Source organism: Rahnella inusitata (genome assembly GCF_965118895.1).
GTDB classification, from domain to species: Bacteria; Pseudomonadota; Gammaproteobacteria; order Enterobacterales; family Enterobacteriaceae; genus Rahnella; species Rahnella inusitata_A.
In genome coordinates this window covers 1-20,147 of record NZ_CBCPJJ010000031.1, presented here as the reverse complement: position 1 = coordinate 20,147, position 20,147 = coordinate 1, and the positions used below count along the sequence as shown (strand labels likewise).

General features: G+C 50.0%; 22 protein-coding genes. 7 read left to right on the top strand and 15 right to left on the bottom strand.

Translation table 11 applies throughout. The features are described from left to right. Nucleotides 1–288: 288 nt before the first annotated feature. Both ACMHLI_RS22690 and ACMHLI_RS22685 read right to left on the bottom strand, forming a co-directional pair. Nucleotides 289–753 carry a methyltransferase family protein gene (locus ACMHLI_RS22690; RefSeq protein WP_001243598.1) on the bottom strand — a complete coding sequence of 155 codons (465 nt, stop codon included), beginning with the start codon at nt 751–753 and terminating at the stop codon, nt 289–291. Nucleotides 754–998: 245 nt separating this feature from the next. Continuing rightward, the gene (locus ACMHLI_RS22685; RefSeq protein WP_040115255.1) at nt 999–2,657 is read right to left on the bottom strand and encodes an FAD-dependent oxidoreductase; all 1,659 of its coding nucleotides are present in this window, start codon (nt 2,655–2,657) and stop codon (nt 999–1,001) included. Nucleotides 2,658–2,817: 160 nt separating this feature from the next. On the opposite strand from ACMHLI_RS22685, the gene ACMHLI_RS22680 reads away from it, so the two are divergent. Continuing rightward, nucleotides 2,818–3,168, top strand: coding sequence for an ArsR/SmtB family transcription factor (locus ACMHLI_RS22680; RefSeq protein ID WP_040115257.1), 351 nt, complete (start codon nt 2,818–2,820; stop codon nt 3,166–3,168). Between the two features lie 280 nt (nt 3,169–3,448). Here ACMHLI_RS22680 and ACMHLI_RS22675 read toward each other — a convergent pair whose 3' ends face one another. Both ACMHLI_RS22675 and ACMHLI_RS22670 read right to left on the bottom strand, forming a co-directional pair. Continuing rightward, on the bottom strand, nt 3,449–6,457 hold the full coding sequence (locus ACMHLI_RS22675) for a Tn3 family transposase (protein ID WP_101984764.1): 3,009 nt from the start codon (nt 6,455–6,457) through the stop codon (nt 3,449–3,451). 39 nt (nt 6,458–6,496) lie between these two features. Then, nucleotides 6,497–7,057: a recombinase family protein gene (locus ACMHLI_RS22670; protein ID WP_101984765.1), complete on the bottom strand. Its 561-nt coding sequence runs from the start codon at nt 7,055–7,057 to the stop codon at nt 6,497–6,499. Nucleotides 7,058–7,269: 212 nt separating this feature from the next. Here ACMHLI_RS22670 and ACMHLI_RS22665 point away from each other — a divergent pair, with 212 nt between their 5' ends. The 3 genes from ACMHLI_RS22665 to ACMHLI_RS22655 are packed head-to-tail and all read left to right on the top strand — an operon-like array spanning nt 7,270 to nt 9,434. Continuing rightward, nucleotides 7,270–7,704 (top strand): DUF6530 family protein, encoded by a 435-nt coding sequence (locus tag ACMHLI_RS22665; RefSeq protein WP_101984766.1) that lies wholly within the window; start codon nt 7,270–7,272, stop codon nt 7,702–7,704. A gap of 57 nt (nt 7,705–7,761) precedes the next feature. After that, the gene (locus tag ACMHLI_RS22660) at nt 7,762–8,826 is read left to right on the top strand and encodes a hypothetical protein (protein WP_101984767.1); all 1,065 of its coding nucleotides are present in this window, start codon (nt 7,762–7,764) and stop codon (nt 8,824–8,826) included. Between the two features lie 5 nt (nt 8,827–8,831). Next, nucleotides 8,832–9,434 (top strand): NADAR family protein, encoded by a 603-nt coding sequence (locus ACMHLI_RS22655; protein WP_308298252.1) that lies wholly within the window; start codon nt 8,832–8,834, stop codon nt 9,432–9,434. 264 nt (nt 9,435–9,698) lie between these two features. On the opposite strand, the gene ACMHLI_RS22650 is transcribed toward ACMHLI_RS22655, so the two are convergent. The 9 genes from ACMHLI_RS22650 to ACMHLI_RS22610 form a co-directional block, all read right to left on the bottom strand. Continuing rightward, nucleotides 9,699–10,175: a Dps family protein gene (locus ACMHLI_RS22650; RefSeq protein WP_072259269.1), complete on the bottom strand. Its 477-nt coding sequence runs from the start codon at nt 10,173–10,175 to the stop codon at nt 9,699–9,701. A gap of 114 nt (nt 10,176–10,289) precedes the next feature. Next, the gene (locus ACMHLI_RS22645; RefSeq protein WP_023135766.1) at nt 10,290–10,640 is read right to left on the bottom strand and encodes a PaaI family thioesterase; all 351 of its coding nucleotides are present in this window, start codon (nt 10,638–10,640) and stop codon (nt 10,290–10,292) included. Nucleotides 10,641–10,887: 247 nt separating this feature from the next. Beyond that, nucleotides 10,888–11,349 carry a NifB/NifX family molybdenum-iron cluster-binding protein gene (locus tag ACMHLI_RS22640; protein ID WP_000626969.1) on the bottom strand — a complete coding sequence of 154 codons (462 nt, stop codon included), beginning with the start codon at nt 11,347–11,349 and terminating at the stop codon, nt 10,888–10,890. Further along, nucleotides 11,324–11,644 carry a DUF134 domain-containing protein gene (locus ACMHLI_RS22635; protein WP_001137910.1) on the bottom strand — a complete coding sequence of 107 codons (321 nt, stop codon included), beginning with the start codon at nt 11,642–11,644 and terminating at the stop codon, nt 11,324–11,326. The genes ACMHLI_RS22640 and ACMHLI_RS22635 overlap by 26 nt, the downstream gene beginning before the upstream one ends. A 159-nt stretch (nt 11,645–11,803) precedes the next feature. After that, a complete protein-coding gene (locus tag ACMHLI_RS22630; protein ID WP_413531379.1) occupies nt 11,804–12,373 on the bottom strand; it encodes a cytochrome C in 570 nt (189 codons plus the stop codon). A gap of 28 nt (nt 12,374–12,401) precedes the next feature. Further along, nucleotides 12,402–13,112 (bottom strand): ABC transporter ATP-binding protein, encoded by a 711-nt coding sequence (locus ACMHLI_RS22625; RefSeq protein WP_004393997.1) that lies wholly within the window; start codon nt 13,110–13,112, stop codon nt 12,402–12,404. Between the two features lies 1 nt (nt 13,113). Further along, on the bottom strand, nt 13,114–14,319 hold the full coding sequence (locus tag ACMHLI_RS22620) for an ABC transporter permease (RefSeq protein WP_022652303.1): 1,206 nt from the start codon (nt 14,317–14,319) through the stop codon (nt 13,114–13,116). Beyond that, nucleotides 14,316–15,467 (bottom strand): efflux RND transporter periplasmic adaptor subunit, encoded by a 1,152-nt coding sequence (locus ACMHLI_RS22615; protein ID WP_032430843.1) that lies wholly within the window; start codon nt 15,465–15,467, stop codon nt 14,316–14,318. Before ACMHLI_RS22615 ends, ACMHLI_RS22620 begins: the two co-directional genes overlap by 4 nt. Further along, nucleotides 15,464–16,072: a TetR/AcrR family transcriptional regulator gene (locus ACMHLI_RS22610; protein ID WP_004393990.1), complete on the bottom strand. Its 609-nt coding sequence runs from the start codon at nt 16,070–16,072 to the stop codon at nt 15,464–15,466. The genes ACMHLI_RS22615 and ACMHLI_RS22610 overlap by 4 nt, the downstream gene beginning before the upstream one ends. A 468-nt stretch (nt 16,073–16,540) precedes the next feature. Between ACMHLI_RS22610 and ACMHLI_RS22605 the strand changes: the two genes are divergently transcribed. From ACMHLI_RS22605 to ACMHLI_RS22595, 3 genes are all read left to right on the top strand, one after another. Further along, nucleotides 16,541–16,870, top strand: a complete 330-nt coding sequence (locus tag ACMHLI_RS22605) for a type II toxin-antitoxin system RelE/ParE family toxin (protein WP_000493286.1) — start codon at nt 16,541–16,543, stop codon at nt 16,868–16,870. Continuing rightward, nucleotides 16,851–17,132: a helix-turn-helix domain-containing protein gene (locus tag ACMHLI_RS22600; RefSeq protein WP_000780222.1), complete on the top strand. Its 282-nt coding sequence runs from the start codon at nt 16,851–16,853 to the stop codon at nt 17,130–17,132. Before ACMHLI_RS22605 ends, ACMHLI_RS22600 begins: the two co-directional genes overlap by 20 nt. A 277-nt stretch (nt 17,133–17,409) precedes the next feature. Beyond that, nucleotides 17,410–18,390, top strand: coding sequence for an IS5-like element ISKpn26 family transposase (locus tag ACMHLI_RS22595; RefSeq protein ID WP_016156491.1), 981 nt, complete (start codon nt 17,410–17,412; stop codon nt 18,388–18,390). A gap of 316 nt (nt 18,391–18,706) precedes the next feature. On the opposite strand, the gene ACMHLI_RS22590 is transcribed toward ACMHLI_RS22595, so the two are convergent. Both ACMHLI_RS22590 and ACMHLI_RS22585 read right to left on the bottom strand, forming a co-directional pair. Continuing rightward, a complete protein-coding gene (locus ACMHLI_RS22590; protein WP_001752509.1) occupies nt 18,707–19,207 on the bottom strand; it encodes a non-heme ferritin-like protein in 501 nt (166 codons plus the stop codon). A 326-nt stretch (nt 19,208–19,533) separates the two neighbouring features. Beyond that, the coding region (locus tag ACMHLI_RS22585) for an IS6-like element IS26 family transposase (protein ID WP_065189290.1) at nt 19,534–20,147 on the bottom strand (614 nt) is incomplete at its 5' end.

The window sequence follows — 20,147 nt, the reverse complement described above, 5'->3', positions numbered from 1 at the left end:
AGGGGTCAGTTTGGATATAGAGAATTATTGTACGGTAAGCCTGTTTTTTGAACAGGCTTACCTGTAGCAATAGGGTGTACTCCCGCGCTATACAGCGTTTTCAGGGGATTTTGTCTTAATCGGATAACCTAAATGCGATACAGCAAGAGCGACAACCTAAAAGCGATAGCCACTGACGATAAATCAATCACTTACGTATCCTAATTGGTTAAATAATGTGCTTAACGTACAAAAATTTCCGATCTCCAAACTGACCCCTTATTTGTCTCCTGCAACACCACGGGGTTGCTATAACCAGCGACGAACCCGTTGGGTATAGCGTTCCCATTCCAACCCGAAACGTTTTCGAAGCTGTACCTCTTCAACATGGATATGTAATCTGGCTACTACAAACATAAACAACGGTACAGCAAGTATCCCCACCAGGCTGCCAAAGCAGAGAGCAACGGATAACTGGAGCCCGCTCATTCCAAGGTAAATAGGGTTTCGACTCCATGCGTAACAACCGACAGTTACCAGCTTGGTGGTTCTATCCGGATGAAGCGGATTAAGCGTCGTGCCGTTCGTGCTCATCTGCCAAGCGGTGTGCAGTATCATGGTAATACAAACACCGGTCAGCAACACGCTTAGCACTATATTCACGATGTCGAAGGTAAAACGCGGGATTGCAGTCAACACATCAGTGACGAAAAACAGCAATAAGATGAGTGGGGGCGGAAACCATACTCTCAATCGAGTCACGAAGTTACGCATTACACAGACCTATCTCTGAACTAAGCAGCCTGATGGCTGCAAAATGAAAATCCAGTCCTTGCCATTCCTATAGTGACCATGAATCTGACATTATATGCCTGATCTGAAAAGTTATTTTTTTCATAACTGTCCTTATAACGGTGCGGGGTCAGTCCACACCTCTGTTCAGGTGAACAAATTCAGCAGACCACTTCACTGTTAAACCTGTGGCGATTCAGGGTGCCATGTGTATGGCACCTCATCTCTTATTTACTTATTGACTCCGTTACCGCCTGCCAGGTTATAAAGCCACCACTCAGATTATATGTCCTGAAGCCGTGGGCCTGAAGAATACGGTATGCCACATGCCCGCGCAGGCCACTCTGGCACCCTATAAAAATCTCTTTATCTTTAGGCACTTTTTCAAGATTCTCCCGCAGGGAATCCAGTGGAATGGATAGCGCGTCAGGATATTCGCCAAATTGTTTCAGTTCTGCAGGAGAGCGAATATCAAGTAAACAATAACTGCCCGGTACCCGTTGTAACACATCGCGGACATGACAGATGACCGTATCTCCCTTGATGACATTTGCCGCCACCATTCCAGCCTGGTTAACAACGTCCCTTGCACTGTTAAAAGGAGGAGCATAAGTCAGCTCCAGATGCTCAAGATCGTTGACGGTAAGTCCCGCACGCTGTGCGACAGCCAGGACATCGATGCGTTTATCAACCCCTTTTTTCCCTGACGCCTGGGCCCCGAGAATTTTGCCAGTATCGGGGCTGAACAGCAGTTTAAGACTGATCATCGTTGCCCCCGGGTAGTAACCGGCATGATCAGCAGCATGGACGTAAACCTTCTCGTATCGGGTGCCGTGGGCTTTCAGTTGCTTTTCATTCGCACCGACGCTGCCAATACTCAGCGAAAATACCTTACAAATGGATGTCCCCTGACTGCCATGGTAAAGGCTGTGGTGATCAAGCATGTTATCAGCAGCAATGCGTCCCTGGCGGTTGGCGGGCCCAGCCAGAGGAATATTAGCGGGTTCCTGAAAAACAAGGTCAGGTGTTTCAACTGCATCCCCCACGGCGTAGATGTCAGGGATACTGGTCTGCATACAAGCATTGACACATATGCCTCCACGTTTACCCACTTCGAGCCCGGCTAATGTGGCAAGGCTGTTCTCAGGTTTTACCCCGATGGCGAGAATAACCATGTCGGTCTGCACAAAGCCACCGTCAGACAGTGCAACGCGGAATCCCGTTTCTGTCCGCAGTACCTCGGTGAGTGCCGTTCTGAGACGCAGATCCACGCCATGATTCCGGATTTCCTGATGCAGGACTGATGCCATTTCAGGATCAACCGGAGCCATAACCTGTTCCCCCATCTCCAGCAGAGTGACACGGATCCCCCGTTCGCTCAGAGCCTCCATCACTTCAAGTCCGATGAACCCCCCCCCGACAAGCGTGGTGTGAGCGACGTTATGTTGCTCAATCCACGCCAGGATAGCATCCATGTCAGTAAGATTTCGGAGCGTAAAGACTCCCTCTTGCTGTAGCCCGGGCAAAGGAGGGACAACCGGCGCGGCTCCGGTACTGAGGAGCAGACGATCCCATACTTCGGTATGGATCTCGCCTGAGATCAAATTATTAACTGTTACAGTTTTATTAACCGGATCCACTGACGTCACTTCATGGCAGGTACGGACGTCTATGTTAAAGCGGGATTTAAAATCCTCCGGAGTCTTAAGAATAAGTGACTGCCGTAAGGGAATATTTCCGCCTATATGATAAGGCAATCCACAGTTGGCGAAAGAGACATCGCTTCCCCGTTCAAACACAACAATACTGACATCCTCTGACAACCGGCGAGCCCTGGCTGCAGCGGATGCGCCACCGGCAACACCACCAACTATCACTATTTTCATTACATCCTCTCTGTTCACTCGGGGCAAAATGCCTGCCAGATATAATTAGTTACCCGGGTCAGCTGGACGCTGCAGACCTGGCGAACACGGTGGCAAAATTATGCCACTATCATTATACTAAAATATATTATATAAAAACACATAATATGAGAAATCATCAATGCAAATGAATGAAGACACAAAACGTCAGACTGATATGAAAAATGCGGCCCTGAGGGCAGCGGATGTTTTACGGGGACTAGCCAACAGCGACCGGTTGCTGTTGATGTGCCAGTTAAGCCAGGGAGAAGCGAATGTGTCCGAACTCGAAGCGGCGGTCGGGATTACTCAGCCGACGTTGTCTCAGCAGCTTGGCGTCATGCGCCGCCTGAAGCTGGTTGAGACCCGACGGGCTGGTAAAATGGTATATTACCGTATCGGGGATAACCGGATCATGACGTTGTTAAATACCTTATATACTCTTTACTGTCCGCAGGCCGGGACAGGTAAAGGAAACCATAACAACGAATAATATGATTCTGCTTTCTCTGCAAACCGTTTTATCAGTGGATCATAAACTTGTTGAGGCTATGAAGTGCCTGGACGAAACTGTAACGGGAAAACGACAGTGATTCGGATATACCCGCCGGCAATCCCTTTCCGGACTGTTTAATCACTTGCCCGCTCACAGGTTTACTGGTTGATTTATCGGTTTTTATACTATTCGGGGTCTGAAGCCCAACCGTACGAAAACGTACGCTAAGTACGTTTTTTAATCAATTTGGTATTTTGGTTGCCATGACAATAGACAATTATAGAGGCCATTCATCGCTCTCTTCCGCTTGCTTAAGTGGCCTTAGCTGTCCTTTTGTTACCTGCTCTGCCAGAGTGAATGTGTAGTGACCCAGCATATTGATATGCGCATGGCGCAGTGGTGACAACCGGGATTCATCGTCTTCATTAAGGGTTTCGCCCTCCTCACGTAAATGTGTCAGCGCGGCCTGCATATAAATGGTATTCCAGAGCACAACAGCATTGGTTACCAGCCCCAGAGCGCCCAACTGCTCCTCCTGCCCGTCCTGATAGCGTTTTCTGATCTCGCCTTTCTGCCCGTGACAAATGGCTCTGGCGACAGCATGTCTGCTTTCTCCCCGGTTAAGCTGGGTCAGAATGCGACGTCGGTATTCTTCATCATCAATATAATTCAGCAGATACAGTGTCTTATTTATTTTTCCGGCTTCGATAATTGCCTGTGTTAACCCTGAAGGGCGATCGCTGTTCAGCAACGAACGAATCAAAACTGACGCCCGGATTGTCCCCAGCGTCAGAGAACCGGCCATACGCATCATGTCATCCCAGTGTTGCTCTATCTTCCGGGCATTGGCAGCATTGCGGGCGATGTCATTCAATACACCATAGTCTGCATCTTTATCAACTCGCCAGAACACAGAGGCTCCGGTATCAGCCAGGCGGGGAGAGAACTGATAGCCCAGCAACCAGAAAAGACCGAAGATCAGGTCACTGGAACCCGCTGTATCTGTCATTATCTCTGTCGGGTTGAGTCCGGTTTGCTGCTCCAGCAGGCCTTCCAGTACAAATATGGAATCCCGCAACGTGCCAGGAACGACAACGCCATGAAATCCGGAGTATTGATCTGAAATGAAGTTGTACCAGGTGATCCCACGGCTGGAACCAAAATATTTTCGGTTGGGACCTGCATGGACCGTTCGTACTGGGGCTATAAATCGCATACCGTCCGCAGAAGCCACCTCACCACCGCCCCATTTCTGAGCCAGAGGCAGGGTAGACTGATAATCAACCAGTCTGGCGTTTGCTTTTACCAGCGTTTCAGCCCTGAGATAATTTTGTTTGGTCCAGCTCAGACGATAACGAGTCAGCGCCGGAATATTGGGTCGAATAAAGGGCTCCATACCAATATTACAGGCTTCAGCCAGCAATACTGCACAGATACTGACTGTCAGGTCATCCATACGCGCGCCTGCTTCGCTTGCGTGGGTAAATTCATCTGCAAACCCTGTATGCGCGTTAATTTCAAGAAGGAGTTCGGTCAGATCGACAACAGGCAGCAGGCCAGATATGCGTTTTGAGAGTAACTTCAGCGTCGGCGGCTCATCCAGTCCGTTCAGATGAGCAATGGTCAGCTTCGTGCGTTTACCTGTGAAATCCAGCGAAACGGCCTGATTATCAGCAAAATTTTTAGCGACCTGTCGGTACACCGTATCGAGCTGCCGGGTCAGCGCATTGACGGCCTCTCCAGCGTTGAGGGGATGCCCGAGGGAGCGATACACCTGCACTCTGTTAGTTTGCCAGTCCTGACCCTGGAGAAGTTTAGCCCGTGGATCTCCCCAGCGTTCGCTCCGTGCGACGTAAATATCCCGTCGCCTCAGGCTGTCTTGTAACTTATTCATAACACAGAGGGTATAGCCCTGTCGGGATAAATGACCGTCTTTGCCATAGCAGAGTCGCTTCCAGGGGCCGGTAATTATCGCCATTGGCGCATCATCAATATGCTGCCTCCGGGTTGATCGGATCGCCGCAAGGTAGCGTATAGCCTCCAGCGTTGTTTCACCTGCCGGAGCGGCGCTGAATTCAATATTTTCCAGCAAACAGGGAAGAAAACGGCGGACTCTTCCATACTGTTCCACCATTTCATCGTGAAAACTGGCGTCAGGAGGCCGGGCAATAGCGTTTATAAATGTGATGGTGTCGGCCAGCCTGGCCGGAGGGAATTTTTCAAATATTGTCGAGCGGAGCAATTCACTGTCGACATTTTCATCCAGAAGCATCGAGCAGATATTTGCCAGTTCTAATGCTGATTTATCAAGATCTTTCAAAGTTCTCAGGCGTTTTTTCTGCCCAATTTTTTTCGCCTCCCGGCCGATATCAGCAATAACTCCATCCAGGACGTCCAGCGCGTCATCCAGTGCCGATATTTCGCAAGAACGGACAAAGGCAACCAGCATCGCTGTTCGTCTTGCGGGCGGCATCCGGGCTATTTTGTACACTGAAATCATATCCGCATACCGGGCGAGTGCATTGAAACGCACCGGAGGAATACCGGTGAAATCCAGATCTTGCATACCAAATGCTTTAAGTTTCAGGTAGCGCGTAATTGCCTGGTTAAACGCTGGCCCACTGATGACAACAGGCCCCTTTCTTAACTGGTCAAAACGTGAGGTGCGTATTCCATCAGGCACCTGTAACAATTCCTCAAGTAATGATCCCTGCTCGTCTGATGCCAGTCCGGACAGGCGAGACCAGAGTCTGCTAGCTGATTTTTCACGTATTTCGGATATCAGACGGGTCAGCGTGGTGACGCCCGGCAACAGTATTTTATTTTGCAGAAGCCAGCTGGTCGCCAGATCGAAAAGCAAACCCGGCCGTTCGTTGCTGAGCCAGCTGCGGGTGAACAGTAACCGGCTCAGTCTGAAGGTCCATGGCCACGAAAAATCACGATAGCCATACTGACTACGGACCAGAGCCTGATGTTCACGCAGCGTGGTTTCTCTTCTGGAGTAGTCGGACAGAACACCCGTATCGGATATTCCCAGCTGTCGGGCAACAAACCACAGTACGTTGACCGGGATCGCTGACAGGTCATGAGGCCATGTGCCAAGAAATCGAACGCTGCCAATCAGCAATGCCACCGCCAGACGGTTTGCCCTTCCGCGCCTGTTGTTAATGAAATCCATATCCACTTCGTCCAGCAGAAAGAAACGAGCAAGCTGAATGTCGTTAGGCTCACCAGAGAACTGACCATAACTGGTACGTTGTTCCGTGTTTAAAAAATCTGCTGGCAAAAGTGCCTCCCTGGCTACAAATCACATAAAAATAAGATGTTAATCAGACTGTTTTAGATATTGATACAGCGTTTCACGGCTAATACCGAACTCACGAGCAAGCTGGGCTTTTTGCTCACCATTTTTGGCCCGCTGTCGTACTTCAATTTGTTGTTCCGAAGACAGTGATTTTTTCCGTCCACGGTAAGCTCCACGCAGCCTAGCTAAAGCGATCCCTTCACGCTGACGTTCATGGATTAAAGAACGTTCGAACTCGGCAAAAGCCCCCATCACCGAGAGCATCAGGTTTGCCATAGGTGAATCTTCGCCAGTGAATGTCAGACATTCTTTAACAAATTCAATACGGACTCCCTTATGGGTAAGCTTTTGCACCAGACGGCGCAAATCATCGAGGTTACGAGCCAGTCTATCCATACTGTGAACTACCACGATGTCTCCATCACGCACGAATGACAACAGTGAATCCAGCTCTGGCCGCTGGGTATCTTTACCCGATGCTTTATCGACAAAGACTTTATCCACCTGAGACTGATCCAGTTGCCGCTCTGGGTTCTGGTCAAAGCTACTTACCCTGATATAGCCAATACGTTGACCTTTCATACGCCTCCAGTACTGAATGTGTCAGGAAAGAATCTATGACCTTTAATTACTTGTGTCAATAAATAGGCGAAGTGACTTTATTCTGACAGTTTTTCATTATCTGACCTGACGTCAGGTTAGGGTATAGCTTATATTGACATTAATTTCATTTTACAAATGTTTATGATTTATGTAATCATAGAATTCACAAACATTACTAAGTAAGGGCAATAATGAAAATCCCAACACACCTTAAGCACAAACCAATTCTTGAAGTTCCAAATTATGATGACATTGATGGGCCCTATGCCGGGGATAGTGATGCAAAAGGGCTTTCAATTGGAATTGCTCAATGGAATACAGCTGGATGGACTGAATTGTCAGCTAAAGTTTGGCGAAACCCTGGAGATAAATGGTCCCGTCAATCAGAAGAATTACCTCTACACAGGGTTATAGACCTGGCATCTCTGGTCTGCATAGCAATTGACTATTGCCGTAATGACAACAACCTAAGGTCACTAGATGATTTTCCTGTTAACAGATCAACTGATAACCCAGAACTTAAACATCACATAACATTAATGGGTAAAGAATTAAACGAAAATGAGAAGTATTTAGATGAAAGCTTAAAAAGGCTTGCCACTGAATTAAAAAGACTTGGTTATTAAGCCTCTACAAAATGTTCCATGGAATCATTTCATGGCTATATATTACTGGAGATAAGCATGAACGGAATTCTTAATGAAATAATCTCAAAAATATCTTTAATAATAAAAGACTATAAATATTTACCTGAGGTGGTTGATAGAGAATCCATCGCAAGCATTGATCTTCATGTCAAAAAGTGGATATCGCAGTTTGATCCTGAGGATAGAGAGTTCGTCCTTAAGCACACATATAACTTGCTTTCTGTAAATTATTATTCAGAAACTCGTTATGATAACTTATTGCGAGGTATAGCAAAAAATAAAAATAACGAAAAACACTTTAGAAGTGATTGTTTTGTCAGCATTCAATCTCATGGCGGCAGTCAAGAGGAAATAACAGAAAAACTAAATAATTTCATACTAGATGAGATTCAATTATCGCTTCCCGTTCTATCTCTCGATGATGATAAGTCTGACTTCTCAAAATTCAGATATATAACATACTTAGATGACTTCTCATTTTCTGGTAAATTAATTGGTGATGACATTGAGAAAATTATAAATGACCTGAAGTTGGATAAAGTGAATATACGGATTGTCGCTTTTCTCATTCACTCACAAGGTTTTTATAACTTAAAAAGAAGGCTGTGTGATTTTGTTGAAGACAATGGGCTTGACATTGATTTTCACTTCAACAAACGATTTTGGGGTGATGTGGAAAATTCAATTTCTAACGGTTACTCATGGAACACAAGTACTTACTTCCCTGAACTGGTTCCTTGCAATGAGGTATTGGAGGAGAAAGGTCTGCTGGATGTAGAATTATATCGGCCTAATTTCTTTAGAATTGGTTCTAATGATAAATGTATTCTAGGTAATGAGTCGGATAGAAGAAGAATAGAGAAAATATTTTCATCCATTGGCTTCCACATAATCAGTAAGAGCGCTTCACCTAAAAAATCAATGAAACCTCTTGGATTTAGTACGTACCATGGTTTTGGGTTTGGCGGGAACGTTTTTTCTTATAGAAATTGCCCTAACAATACACCTCTTGTTTTTTGGTGGGGGAGCTATGAAGAAACAGGCAATGCAGCTATTGACTGCTGGTATCCCTTAATGAAAAGACGAGGGTATTACGCTTGAAAACTGTGGTTTGTCATTCTTACCAATCGTCAGAATCAGTTGTTTTTAGAAAGACAACTGAACAGTGGGGCGGTTTGTCAAATATGTGCGCTGGATTTGATTTGGTAGTGAACAATGTGCGAATTCAATCAAGCGAGATTCTTTATCAAGCTTGTCGTTTTCCAAATCATCCATCTCTCCAGTTGGAAATTTTATCTGAATCGAATCCCATGATGGCTAAGAAAATTGCCAGAAAAAATACACACCTCACTAGACAGGGATGGGATTCAAATCGAATATCCATTATGAAATGGGCTGTTTTTTCAAAACTTTGTCAGAATTGGGACTCATTTTATCTTTTACTGGACTCCACAGGTGATAAATTTATTGTTGAGCATTCAGAGAAGGATATTTTTTGGGGAGCTCGAAAGGAAAAAGACTCCTTCTATGGTGTTAATGCTCTTGGCCGGATATTGATGTTTACTAGAAATGTCGCAAGAACAAATGGGAACAGTGCCTTTTCAGCTATCCAGCCGTTGAAAATACCACAATTTGATTTGCTGGGGTCTAAAATTGCTCCTGTGCTATCTACAGATAAACCTCCCTCGCTTACCCCACAACTTTTTTGAGTGCATAACAATCTATACCGGGTAACAGCCCTCTTTCTTTATCGGAGGGTATTTTTCGGCAACCACAGGAGCTTACATATCTAACCGTACTGTAAGGGATTAAACGAAGTGGTTAAAAAACACACTTAGCGTACGTTTCCGTACGACTGGGCTTCAGACCCCTATTCCGGTCAGATAAAAGAGCCACAGGCACGCAGTGATACTGCTGCGTCAGAAATGGCCTGTGGCTGACAAACTGTTTATCTCTGCTGCTACCGGGTGACATCATTCAAGCAGGCTACGCAACATCCAGGCGGTTTTCTCATGCAACTGGATACGTTGTGTAAGCAGATCCGCAGTGGCTTCATCATTCCCACTATTAACGATCGGGAATAAAGAGCGTGCGGTTTTAACCACGGTCTCCTGGCCCTGGACAAGATTTTCAATCATGTTTTTTGCTGCCGGAATATCCTTGTCTTCATTAACCGCAGTTAAACGTGAAAATTCATGATATGTGCCGGGCGCGAAACATCCGAGCGAGCGTATACGTTCAGCAATATCATCAACGGCGGTGGCCAACTCATTGTATTGATTTTCAAACATTAAATGTAAGCTATTAAACATGGGGCCAGTTACATTCCAGTGATAGTAATGTGTTTTTATATACAGGGTATAGGTGTCAGCAAGAAGCCGGGACAGACCGTCTGCAATCTCCACCCGGGATGATTCAGCAATACCAATATCAATGATTTGTTTACTCATAACTACCTCTTACACGGTTTCAGTGGAATATACGATATGCGATTATTCTTTCCGGTCTGAGCAAAACACGCCTCAAATTTTTATAATAACCAGGTACACCTGTCGTCTGTCACACTAGCGATGCGCCAGAGCAATATCCTGCGACGGAACAATGAATTTCGCCGTGGCACGTGCCACTGTCTGCTGTCCTTTTGTCAGCCATGCTTCAAGCAGGTAAATCCCCCTGCGTTGCCCAAGCAGTCTGGCACATACCATCAGTTTGTCTCCGGTACAAACGGGTGAAATGAATCTTACCGTCAGTTCAGCCGTCAGGGCTTGCACACCCTGCATGAACAAACAATGAGTCATTGCTGCATCCAGCAGGGTACTCGTCATTCCGCCATGTAAAAGACCCGTATACCCCTGATGCCTGTGATTGGCCGTGTAGTCCGCACATACAGAGCCATCCGGGTGCTCTGAAAACATTAAGTTCACCGTATCAGGGTTGTTGTCGCGGGAACTACAGACCATACAACAGGTATGGGCCTTTCTGGCATCAAGATAACAATTCATCTGTTTCTGCTCAGCGTCCGGTTGTACTGACGGGAGGCATCCGGAATTCAGTCAGCTGAGGGGCTCCCCCGGCATCATTACTGCCTCCTCCACACATTCCGGCTCCTGGTTTATACACAATACGGGTCTGATAAAAATCACCGCCCGTGATGAAATAAACTCATGAATGGCAACAGCGCCCGTTTCCGTGATGATGCTGACGCCCACCCTGGCACGCATTTTCTGCTGTGTTCCCGTCAGAGTGACAGCATTTTTTCCCTTTCGCCTCATGATGAAAGGACTGGCGTCCCTGCTCCGGCTTATTCAGTTCAGTCAGAACACGGGTATCCGGATCACACAGTTCAGTGAACAAACGACGACCACAGTCAGTCTGGTACACCGCGATCTGATGCCCCAGTAATTTACCCAGCATCCGTTCCCCGATGTTACGGACCACAACGCGGCTGACTTGCTGTTGAACCAGCAGGTCAACCAGCTTCCGTTTACCTGAACAATCTGCGCCCAGCGCGGGATTTTCTGTCCGGCTGAGCTCCACACCGCGCTCATCCACCAGGACAAGGTGACTCGCTTTGGTAAAATGATTTGCTACCCGGTCGTCATTCACTGGAATGGCTGTGATCATCTTGTGTAACTCCTTCCCTTTCAGAGTGCATTATTAAGGCCTTGCCCTGAGTGAGACAGTCCACAACCTTAAAACGGGCTGCTTTCAGGACATTGGCCAGTGTCTGCCTTGAAACCCCCATTGCAACAGCCGCTTCCTGCTGTTGCATGCCCAGTAAATCGACCAGCCGTAACGCTTCAAACTCATCTTCTTTTAAATGAACATGTTCAAGCTGGCTCATCGGTCGCGCATTGGGCTTAAAACAGGTATCCGCAGGGCGGCCACAGATGTTACGGGGAATTCTGGGTCTTGGCATGAAGGCTCCTTATTGGCATATGCTATATATACACTCATAAACTGGCATATGCAATATACTCTGCTCACCGGTGGAGAATTTTTTGCTTTACCCTGGAGTCTGTAAGTGGGCAGCAGGTCATGAGAGATGAAGAGAAAGAAAACAGATACTGTATGAGACTCAATTTAAAGTGCTGCCATAAGGGGGTCGTCTCAGAAAACGGAAAATAAAGCACGCTAAGCCGGTGGCAGCGGTCGCAATGGCCTGAACTTCCCCGCACCGACCTTGGCACTGCTGCGCCATAGGTAATCGCCGGTCAGGTTGATATGCTCCCACCCCAGCGGGGACAGATAGGGCGAATGATTGGATCACCGCCTTGCCGTCGCTGCTCGCAGCAGCCAGCTTCATGGCCAGCGCCGCCTCGTGAGTCTGCGCGTCAAAGTTTCTGAACTTGGTCGCATCAGCGCCGAGGTAAGCAAGGATGCGCATTTTTTCAGTAAGCGGTGGCTCGGGGTGTGCAGCAACTTTTGGGGCGAGCTGAACGACCTGAACCCATTTCTCCTGCGAAATCGCACCGGTAATAGCCTGCATGTTGCGCCCGAGTTCCTGCATGATCTTGCGTAGCGCCAGTGGCTCAACCTGGGTAGCGTCACCAGCCCAAGCTGGCAACTGAAAACCCCATAAAAGCAGGCAGGCCGTAACGGTCAGGGTGATAGTTCCAAATGCGTGGCTGTGTTTGCGGTGGGTCATGAAATTCTCCTGTAATTCAATCGTTCTCTCATTCGAACTCCCGCCCTTCGCCAGCTTCCTCATGGGTCACGCCGTCGCGGATGTGGTAGATGCGCTTGAATGTGGGGATGATCTTTTCGTCATGGGTGACGACGATGATGGCGGTCTCGAACTTCCGGGCCATGTCGTTGAGGATGCGGATTACAGCCATGGCGCGCTCGGAATCCAGCGGCGCAGTGGGTTCATCAGCCAGGATCACCGGCGGACGATTGACCAGTCCGCGCGCGATGGCGACCCGTTGCTGCTCGCCACCGGAGAGTTGCGAGGGCATTGCGCGAGCTCGGTGTTGCACATCAAGCGCTGTGAGCAATTCCAGTGCCTTCGCGCGCGACTCTCCATTCGCGACGCCTGCAAGCATCGGCAGCAGCGCCACGTTGTCGGTGACATCGAGAAACGGAATCAGGTACGGCGCCTGGAAAACGAAACCGATCTTGTCACGCCGTAAGGCGCGCAGGTCGCGGACTTTCCAGCCATCGGCGTAGATCACTTCATCGCCCAGCGTCATGCGACCGGCGGTCGGTTCGATCACCGCACCCAGACACTTGAGCAGCGTGCTCTTGCCGGACCCGGAAGGGCCGATCAGTCCCACCACTTCACCAGGCGCAACATGCATATTCACGTCTCTCAAGGCAAAGACAGCGGTGTCACCATCGCCATACCGCTTGCTTAAACTTTCGATGTGTATCCCTTTGCCACTCATCTCAACCTCCAATGGCTTCGGCCGGATCGACCTTGAGTGCTATGCGAATGGCGACGAGGCTAGCTAGAACGCAGATCACGAGCACGGCAAAAAAACCGGCGACAGAATCCATTGGCGTGAGCAGGACATATTTTGGAAAAGCCGGTGCTGAAAAGGTGGCTGTGATCTTGCCGACCACGAAGCCAATCACGCCCAGGGCGAGCGCCTGCTGCATGATCATCGCGGCGATGGTTCGGTTGCGTGTGCCGATGAGCTTCAACACCGCGATCTCACGGATTTTGTCCATCGTCAGCGAATAGATGATGAAGGCAACGATGGCCGCGCTAACGATGGCCAGAATCACAAGGAACATGCCGATCTGCTTGGCCGAGGTGGCGATCAGCTTGCCGACGAGGATGTCTTCCATCTGTGCCCGGGTGTAGACCGTCAAACGCTTCCAGCGCTGGATGGATTCGGCAACCTCGTCCGGCGCATGACCAGGTTTCAGAGTGACCAGCACGGCATTGACGAACGCGTTGCTGCTCTGTGAAGCAATCACGGCATCCAGCAAACCTGGATCACCGGGTCGATTGAAGACCGGGTTGGCTTCGGTGCGACGCCGGCTTTGCCAGATGGCATCGTTGTCCTTGAGGAACTGGGCCTCCTGGGCATCTTTGAGCGGAATGAATACCATCGGGTCGCCGCTGGACGACACCATGCGCCGTGTCAGCCCCACGACGGTGTAATGATTGCGGCGAATGGCAAGACGATCTCCCAGTTTGAAGCCGGTGGCGATGTCGGCCACAGCCTCGTAGTGACCGCGCGTGATCTGGCGTCCAGCGACGAGATAAGGAGGCCATCCGGGTGTAGCCCCCAACGCACCGGGCGCGATGCCGACCACCATGGTGCGTACATCACTCTCGCCCTTGCGTACCTGCATGGTCAGGTAGGTCGCGTTCGCTGCCTGTGAGACTCCCGGCATGGCGAGAATGGCGCGATACACGTCATCGTTGAGGCTGGACGACTCCGCATAAGGACCCAGAGTATCCTTTTGCACCACCCAAAGGTCAGCGCCACTGTTGTCGAGCAACGCCTTGCCGTCGTCCACCATGCCTCGGTACACCCCAGCCATGACTAGGGTGACGCCGATCAGCAGACCCAGACCGATGCCGGTGAAGACGAATTTCCCCCAGGCATGGAGAATGTCGCGGCCGGCCAGGCTGATCATCGTGAAACTCCCGGGATATGCTCGACCACATGGATGCGGCTGCGCGCCGTCAGTGCCTTTTCGCTATAGGTCACAACCTGGTCCCCATTCTTGAGCCCTTCGCGCACCTGCACGTAACCATTGAGGTCGGAAGTGCCGAGCTTGACCGGGGAGAAATGCAGATCACCATCCACGATTTGCCAGACACCAACTTTATCGCCTTCACGCTGGACGGCAGCGTTGGGGATCAGTGGAGCGGCCGGGAGCGCCGGCAAGTCAACCGTGACTTCGGCCAGTTCACCCACTGGTGGCAAAGGTTCTGGTTTGTTATCGAATGTCACCTTGGCAAGCGTTTCCTCGGTTACCGCGTCGGCCTTGGGTTCCACCCGCAGCACGCGACCTTTCAAGGTCTGGCCACCACGCGAACGCAGGACGATATGAGCCGGCAGCCCCCCAGCCAGCCCCGATGCGCTGATCTGGTCGAAGCGCACATTGATCCACAAACTCTTGGGGTCGATCACTTCCACCACGGCCTGGCCCGCGACGATGGTCGTGCCGGGATCGGCATCGCGCACGGCGACTACACCGTCGACCGGCGCGATCAGGCGCAGATTGCTCCGCTGCGCGACGAGTGCTTCGCGGTCGGAGCGTGCCCGGGCAATATCTTCCCGAGCGGCGGATAGGGCGGCATCGGCGATCTGCAGTTCCTGCCGCTTGGTGGTGACGATTTCCTCGCTGGTCGAGCGCACCGCAAACAATTGCTCATAGCGGCGCGCCTGGGTTTGCGCGTAGGCTTGCCGGGCTTCTGCCTCGCGCAAAGCCGCTTCCGCCCGCTTGAATACAGACTCCTGTGAGCGCACCCGATCATCAAGGTCGACCGGCTCCATCTCGCCGAGCACCTGTCCGGCCTTGACCTGGCCGCCTACATGCACCTCCAGGCGTTTGACGCGCCCGGCAAACGTCGGCCCGATCTTGTAGGTGTAGCGCGCCTCCACCGTGCCGATGCCGAACAGCGCCGGTGTGATAGCCCGTGATTCCACGCTTGCCACCGTCACAGCGACCGGGGCGAGCGGCCCTGATCGCAGACCGACATAAATAAAAAGCACCAGCAAAGGAATGATGACGGCAAGCAGTGCCAGGGTGCGGCCTTGCAAGGGTAACTTTTTCATTGCGCACTCCTTATGCCACGCCGATAAATTGCAAAGACGCGCGGCGCATCGCGGTGCATACGTCCCACATCACCCGCTAACAGCGATTGCATGACCAAGCCCTGGATCGTGCCAATGAACAGCGTTGCCGCCGCCTCGTTGTCAAGCGAGGGAGACAACTCGCCGCTGGCCTTGCCTTTCTCGATGAGACGATGCAAACGTTCGCCGTAGCGCTGAATCAAGGTTTGCACCATGCGCTTGGCCGGTGTCGATTCGGCACGCTGAAGCTCACCAAACATCATTCTTGGCACGCCTGGGTGCTCAGCTACGAATTCGATATGACTCATGAACATCGCCTCCATGGCTGCCAAGGGCGACTCGATTCCTTGTGCGGATCGATCGATTCTGGCTAATAGGCGCTCTGCTACCCACTCCATGACCGCCTGCCAAATGGCTTCCTTGTTCGGGAAGTGCCGAAACAGCGCACCCTGGGTCAAGTTCATGTGTTTAGCGATAGCCGCAGTGGTTATCTCGCTTGGGTTTTGCGAACCGGCAAGCGCCACGACGGACTCGACAGTTACGGCACGACGTTCATCGGCCGGCAGATGCTTTGGATGGGTGTCCACGAGCACTCCTGGTAAGATAGTAATTGATTACTATCTTACCACAAGAGGCAACTCAAACAAGAGAAAACCCGACGTACTCGTCAATATCTAGAGTCTGCAATGGGCTTAACGTGCTTTATTTTCCGTTTTCTGAGACGTCCCCTTGTTGTGACCACTCCGACCGCGCACAAAAGCCTCTGAGCCGCTTTTAGCGGAATATGGCTTTGCAAGGTGAAGGGATGGATAGGCGATCCCTTTCGATCCCTCACTGGTATCGGCGGCTAACCCTCGGTGCTACCTGTCATTTCATCCTGCCGCCTTACATGCGCTAACGCGCATAAATCCCCGTTCCTCAGTGGAACGAAAACTCACGCTAACAGGGTAGTGACCGGGTAGCCACGATAACTGCCAACAAAATTAGCTTATAGGTTAATTCTACCTTGTCTGAAATTAGCCTATAGGTTAATATTAATAGAAATGGGAGGTCACATGTTTAGCGTTGTTTATCACCCGGAAGCCAGGGAAGAAGCCACAGCATTACCCGTAAAAATCAGGGTGAAGTTTGACCGTCTCATCGGCAAACTGGAGTATGACGCCCGATTACTGCGGGAGCCGGACACGAAGCCCCTGGGCGATGGACTTTTTGAGATCCGCACGATGGGGACGGACATAGCCAGGGGAATCTGGGTATACCACAAAGGCAATACCATCATCATGCTCCGTGTTTTCATCAAGAAGTCACAGAAAACGCCAGCGAAAGAAATCGATCTCGCCAAAAAGCGGTTAGCGGAGGTACTTAATGAAACTGGTAAGCCATAAAGAACTGCATAACGAGTGGATGCAGGACGATGAATATCGCGCTGCATGGCAGGAAGAAGAACGTAAGGAAAAGCTCAGGGAGCTGCTTGCGGAATGGCGCAAGCATGACAACCTGACAAAAGCGCAGGTTGCTGAACGCATGGGGGTTACACCTCCGGTTATTTCTCGCCTGGAAAACAACATCACCAAAGCCAGCATCGACACACTGACCCGCTACGCTCACGCCTGCGGCATCAAGAAACCTGTCATTGCCCTGTACTGAATAGCCAGCCCTCCGGGGCTGGCCTTTTTGTTTCGGTCAGTCCCAAAATTTTGTTAAAGCAAGTTTAAAATGTCACCTGTTTCTCCAAAGTTGAAATGTCACTTCTAAGCCAATCTATTTATACATAATCTTTACATCTTTCCCCGGTGACAAAGTGCTAATTGGTCTGTAATGTTCAATGTGTGGCAGGCAAGCCGCCGGTGACTTAGGGAAGGTGCGAACAAGTTCCTGATATGAGATCATCATATTCATCCGGAGCGCATCCCAGAGGGACATCATGAGCCATCAACTCACCTTCGCCGATAGTGAATTCAGCACTAAGCGCCGTCAGACCCGAAAAGAGATTTTCCTCTCCCGCATGGAGCAGATTCTGCCATGGCAGAATATGACCGCTGTCATCGAGCCGTTTTATCCCAAGGCGGGCAATGGCCGACGGCCCTATCCGCTGGAGACCATGCTGCGTATTCACTGCATGCAGCATTGGTACAACCTGAGCGACGGTGCCATGGAAGATGCCCTGTACGAAATCGCCTCCATGCGCCTGTTTGCCCGATTATCCCTGGATAGCGCCCTGCCGGATCGCACCACCATCATGAATTTCCGCCACCTGCTCGAGCAGCATCAACTGGCCCGTCAATTGTTCAAGACCATCAATCGCTGGCTGGCCGAAGCAGGCGTCATGATGACCCAAGGCACTTTGGTGGATGCCACCATCATTGAGGCACCCAGCTCTACCAGGAACAAAGAGCAGCAACGCGATCCGGAGATGCATCAGACCAAGAAAGGCAATCAGTGGCACTTTGGCATGAAGGCCCACATTGGTGTCGATGCCAAGAGTGGCCTGACCCACAGCCTGGTCACCACCGCGGCCAACGAGCATGACCTCAATCAGCTGGGTAATCTGCTTCATGGAGAGGAGCAATTTGTCTCAGCCGATGCCGGCTACCAAGGAGCGCCACAGCGCGAGGAGCTGGCCGAGGTGGATGTGGACTGGCTGATCGCCGAGCGTCCCGGCAGGGTAAAAACCTTGAAGCAGCATCCGCGCAAGAACAAAACGGCCATCAACATCGAATACATGAAAGCCAGCATCCGTGCCAGGGTGGAGCACCCGTTTCGCATCATCAAGCGGCAGTTCGGCTTCGTGAAAGCCAGATACAAGGGGCTGCTGAAAAACGATAACCAACTGGCGATGTTATTCACCCTGGCCAACCTGTTTCGGGTGGACCAAATGATACGTCAGTGGGAGAGATCTCAGTAAAAACCGGAAATAACGCCAGAAATGGTGGAAAAAATAGCCTAAATAGGCTGATTCGATGTGTTTGCGGGAAAAAAATCGGCCCAGATCCGCGAAATTTTAATCAGCGAGTCAGCTTGGGAAGAAATGACCTGCTTATTCGCACCTTCCTTAATATAAAGACACAAGCAGAGACATTTTTGGCACGATATAAAAACGCTAAGTTAAAAAATCACTATGACGTGTTGGGTATCAAATGTTCACTGGCATAAACCTCTGTTTCTGATGTAAAACAGATTTTCTGAGGAGGCGTAAAACCTCCTCGTACTGCGAAATTGATTTAGTGATAGCGATCGATCACGCCAACCAGATAGTGGTCGGTTTGCTGCATGTTGATGCCCGCTTTTTTAGCGCTGCGGACTTCATCCAGAATGATTTGCAACAGCGTCCCGTCCACGATTTCCTCTTTTCTGTATCGCTTCAGGAAGTTAATCGCTGACTTATCGTTTGCTGCCTGGGCGTCTTCCGTCAAAGAGGTCAGCGCATTAATGCGCTTCTGGTAATCGCTTACCGTCTGCTCAAACAGATCTTCCAGCGTGGAAAATTCACCGCACCGGGCGTGTTGCTCCTGTAACACCGGCGTGGCGCCGCTCTGTTTGATGTATTCGTACATGCGCATCATTTGCGTCACCGTATTTTGCGCCTGATGACGCAAAAATAGTGCGGTGCCATTAAGGCTATTCTCGCTGCACCTCTGGCTGAGCTGAAGATACAAATTTGAGGTATAAAACTCCTGATTCATTTGCGCATTCAGTTTTTGAACTATTCCGCTAGCGATCATAGGACTTCCTTATTTCTTGTCATCTCAGAAAACGGTCACTCTTCGAAAAAACAACCAGAATAAAAGCGATTCTTTCGCTTTTTTTATTGCGCCTGGTTACGCAGTCATATTCATTTTAAGTCGGGATGCTCCTTATTTAAATATCCAACCCTACTATCGCATTTCTATCTGGCATTATTCTGTGATGGTGTTTCGATATTCACACTCCCTGTGCCAATCCTTTCTTATCGACAGTAGGAAACTTCCTCCGGCTATTCTGCTGAACACGATTAGGGGCACTGTTGCAAAGTTAGCGATGAGGCAGCCTTTTGTCTTATTCAAAGGCCTTACATTTCAAAAACTCTGCTTACCAGGCGCATTTCGCCCAGGGGATCACCATAATAAAATGCTGAGGCCTGGCCTTTGCGTAGTGCACGCATCACCTCAATACCTTTGATGGTGGCGTAAGCCGTCTTCATGGATTTAAATCCCAGCGTGGCGCCGATTATCCGTTTCAGTTTGCCATGATCGCATTCAATCACGTTGTTCCGGTACTTAATCTGTCGGTGTTCAACGTCAGACGGGCACCGGCCTTCGCGTTTGAGCAGAGCAAGCGCGCGACCATAGGCGGGCGCTTTATCCGTGTTGATGAATCGCGGGATCTGCCACTTCTTCACGTTGTTGAGGATTTTACCCAGAAACCGGTATGCAGCTTTGCTGTTACGACGGGAGGAGAGATAAAAATCGACAGTGCGGCCCCGGCTGTCGACGGCCCGGTACAGATACGCCCAGCGGCCATTGACCTTCACGTAGGTTTCATCCATGTGCCACGGGCAAAGATCGGAAGGGTTACGCCAGTACCAGCGCAGCCGTTTTTCCATTTCAGGCGCATAACGCTGAACCCAGCGGTAAATCGTGGAGTGATCGACATTCACTCCGCGTTCAGCCAGCATCTCCTGCA

Bases quoted from the DNA above. Each gene is read 5' to 3' on its own strand.
- ACMHLI_RS22605 (WP_000493286.1), top strand. From the start codon at position 16,541: ATGTTTAGCGTTGTTTATCACCCGGAAGCCAGGGAAGAAGCCACAGCA.
- ACMHLI_RS22635 (WP_001137910.1), bottom strand. From the start codon at position 11,644: ATGCCAAGACCCAGAATTCCCCGTAACATCTGTGGCCGCCCTGCGGAT.
- ACMHLI_RS22650 (WP_072259269.1), bottom strand. From the start codon at position 10,175: ATGAGTAAACAAATCATTGATATTGGTATTGCTGAATCATCCCGGGTG.
- ACMHLI_RS22665 (WP_101984766.1), top strand. From the start codon at position 7,270: ATGAAAATCCCAACACACCTTAAGCACAAACCAATTCTTGAAGTTCCA.
- ACMHLI_RS22630 (WP_413531379.1), bottom strand. From the start codon at position 12,373: ATGACCCACCGCAAACACAGCCACGCATTTGGAACTATCACCCTGACC.
- ACMHLI_RS22660 (WP_101984767.1), top strand. From the start codon at position 7,762: ATGAACGGAATTCTTAATGAAATAATCTCAAAAATATCTTTAATAATA.
- ACMHLI_RS22590 (WP_001752509.1), bottom strand. From the start codon at position 19,207: ATGATCGCTAGCGGAATAGTTCAAAAACTGAATGCGCAAATGAATCAG.
- ACMHLI_RS22670 (WP_101984765.1), bottom strand. From the start codon at position 7,057: ATGAAAGGTCAACGTATTGGCTATATCAGGGTAAGTAGCTTTGACCAG.
- ACMHLI_RS22615 (WP_032430843.1), bottom strand. From the start codon at position 15,467: ATGAAAAAGTTACCCTTGCAAGGCCGCACCCTGGCACTGCTTGCCGTC.
- ACMHLI_RS22680 (WP_040115257.1), top strand. From the start codon at position 2,818: ATGCAAATGAATGAAGACACAAAACGTCAGACTGATATGAAAAATGCG.
- ACMHLI_RS22625 (WP_004393997.1), bottom strand. From the start codon at position 13,112: ATGAGTGGCAAAGGGATACACATCGAAAGTTTAAGCAAGCGGTATGGC.
- ACMHLI_RS22645 (WP_023135766.1), bottom strand. From the start codon at position 10,640: ATGTTTTCAGAGCACCCGGATGGCTCTGTATGTGCGGACTACACGGCC.
- ACMHLI_RS22685 (WP_040115255.1), bottom strand. From the start codon at position 2,657: ATGAAAATAGTGATAGTTGGTGGTGTTGCCGGTGGCGCATCCGCTGCA.
- ACMHLI_RS22600 (WP_000780222.1), top strand. From the start codon at position 16,851: ATGAAACTGGTAAGCCATAAAGAACTGCATAACGAGTGGATGCAGGAC.
- ACMHLI_RS22640 (WP_000626969.1), bottom strand. From the start codon at position 11,349: ATGATCACAGCCATTCCAGTGAATGACGACCGGGTAGCAAATCATTTT.
- ACMHLI_RS22690 (WP_001243598.1), bottom strand. From the start codon at position 753: ATGCGTAACTTCGTGACTCGATTGAGAGTATGGTTTCCGCCCCCACTC.
- ACMHLI_RS22620 (WP_022652303.1), bottom strand. From the start codon at position 14,319: ATGATCAGCCTGGCCGGCCGCGACATTCTCCATGCCTGGGGGAAATTC.
- ACMHLI_RS22595 (WP_016156491.1), top strand. From the start codon at position 17,410: ATGAGCCATCAACTCACCTTCGCCGATAGTGAATTCAGCACTAAGCGC.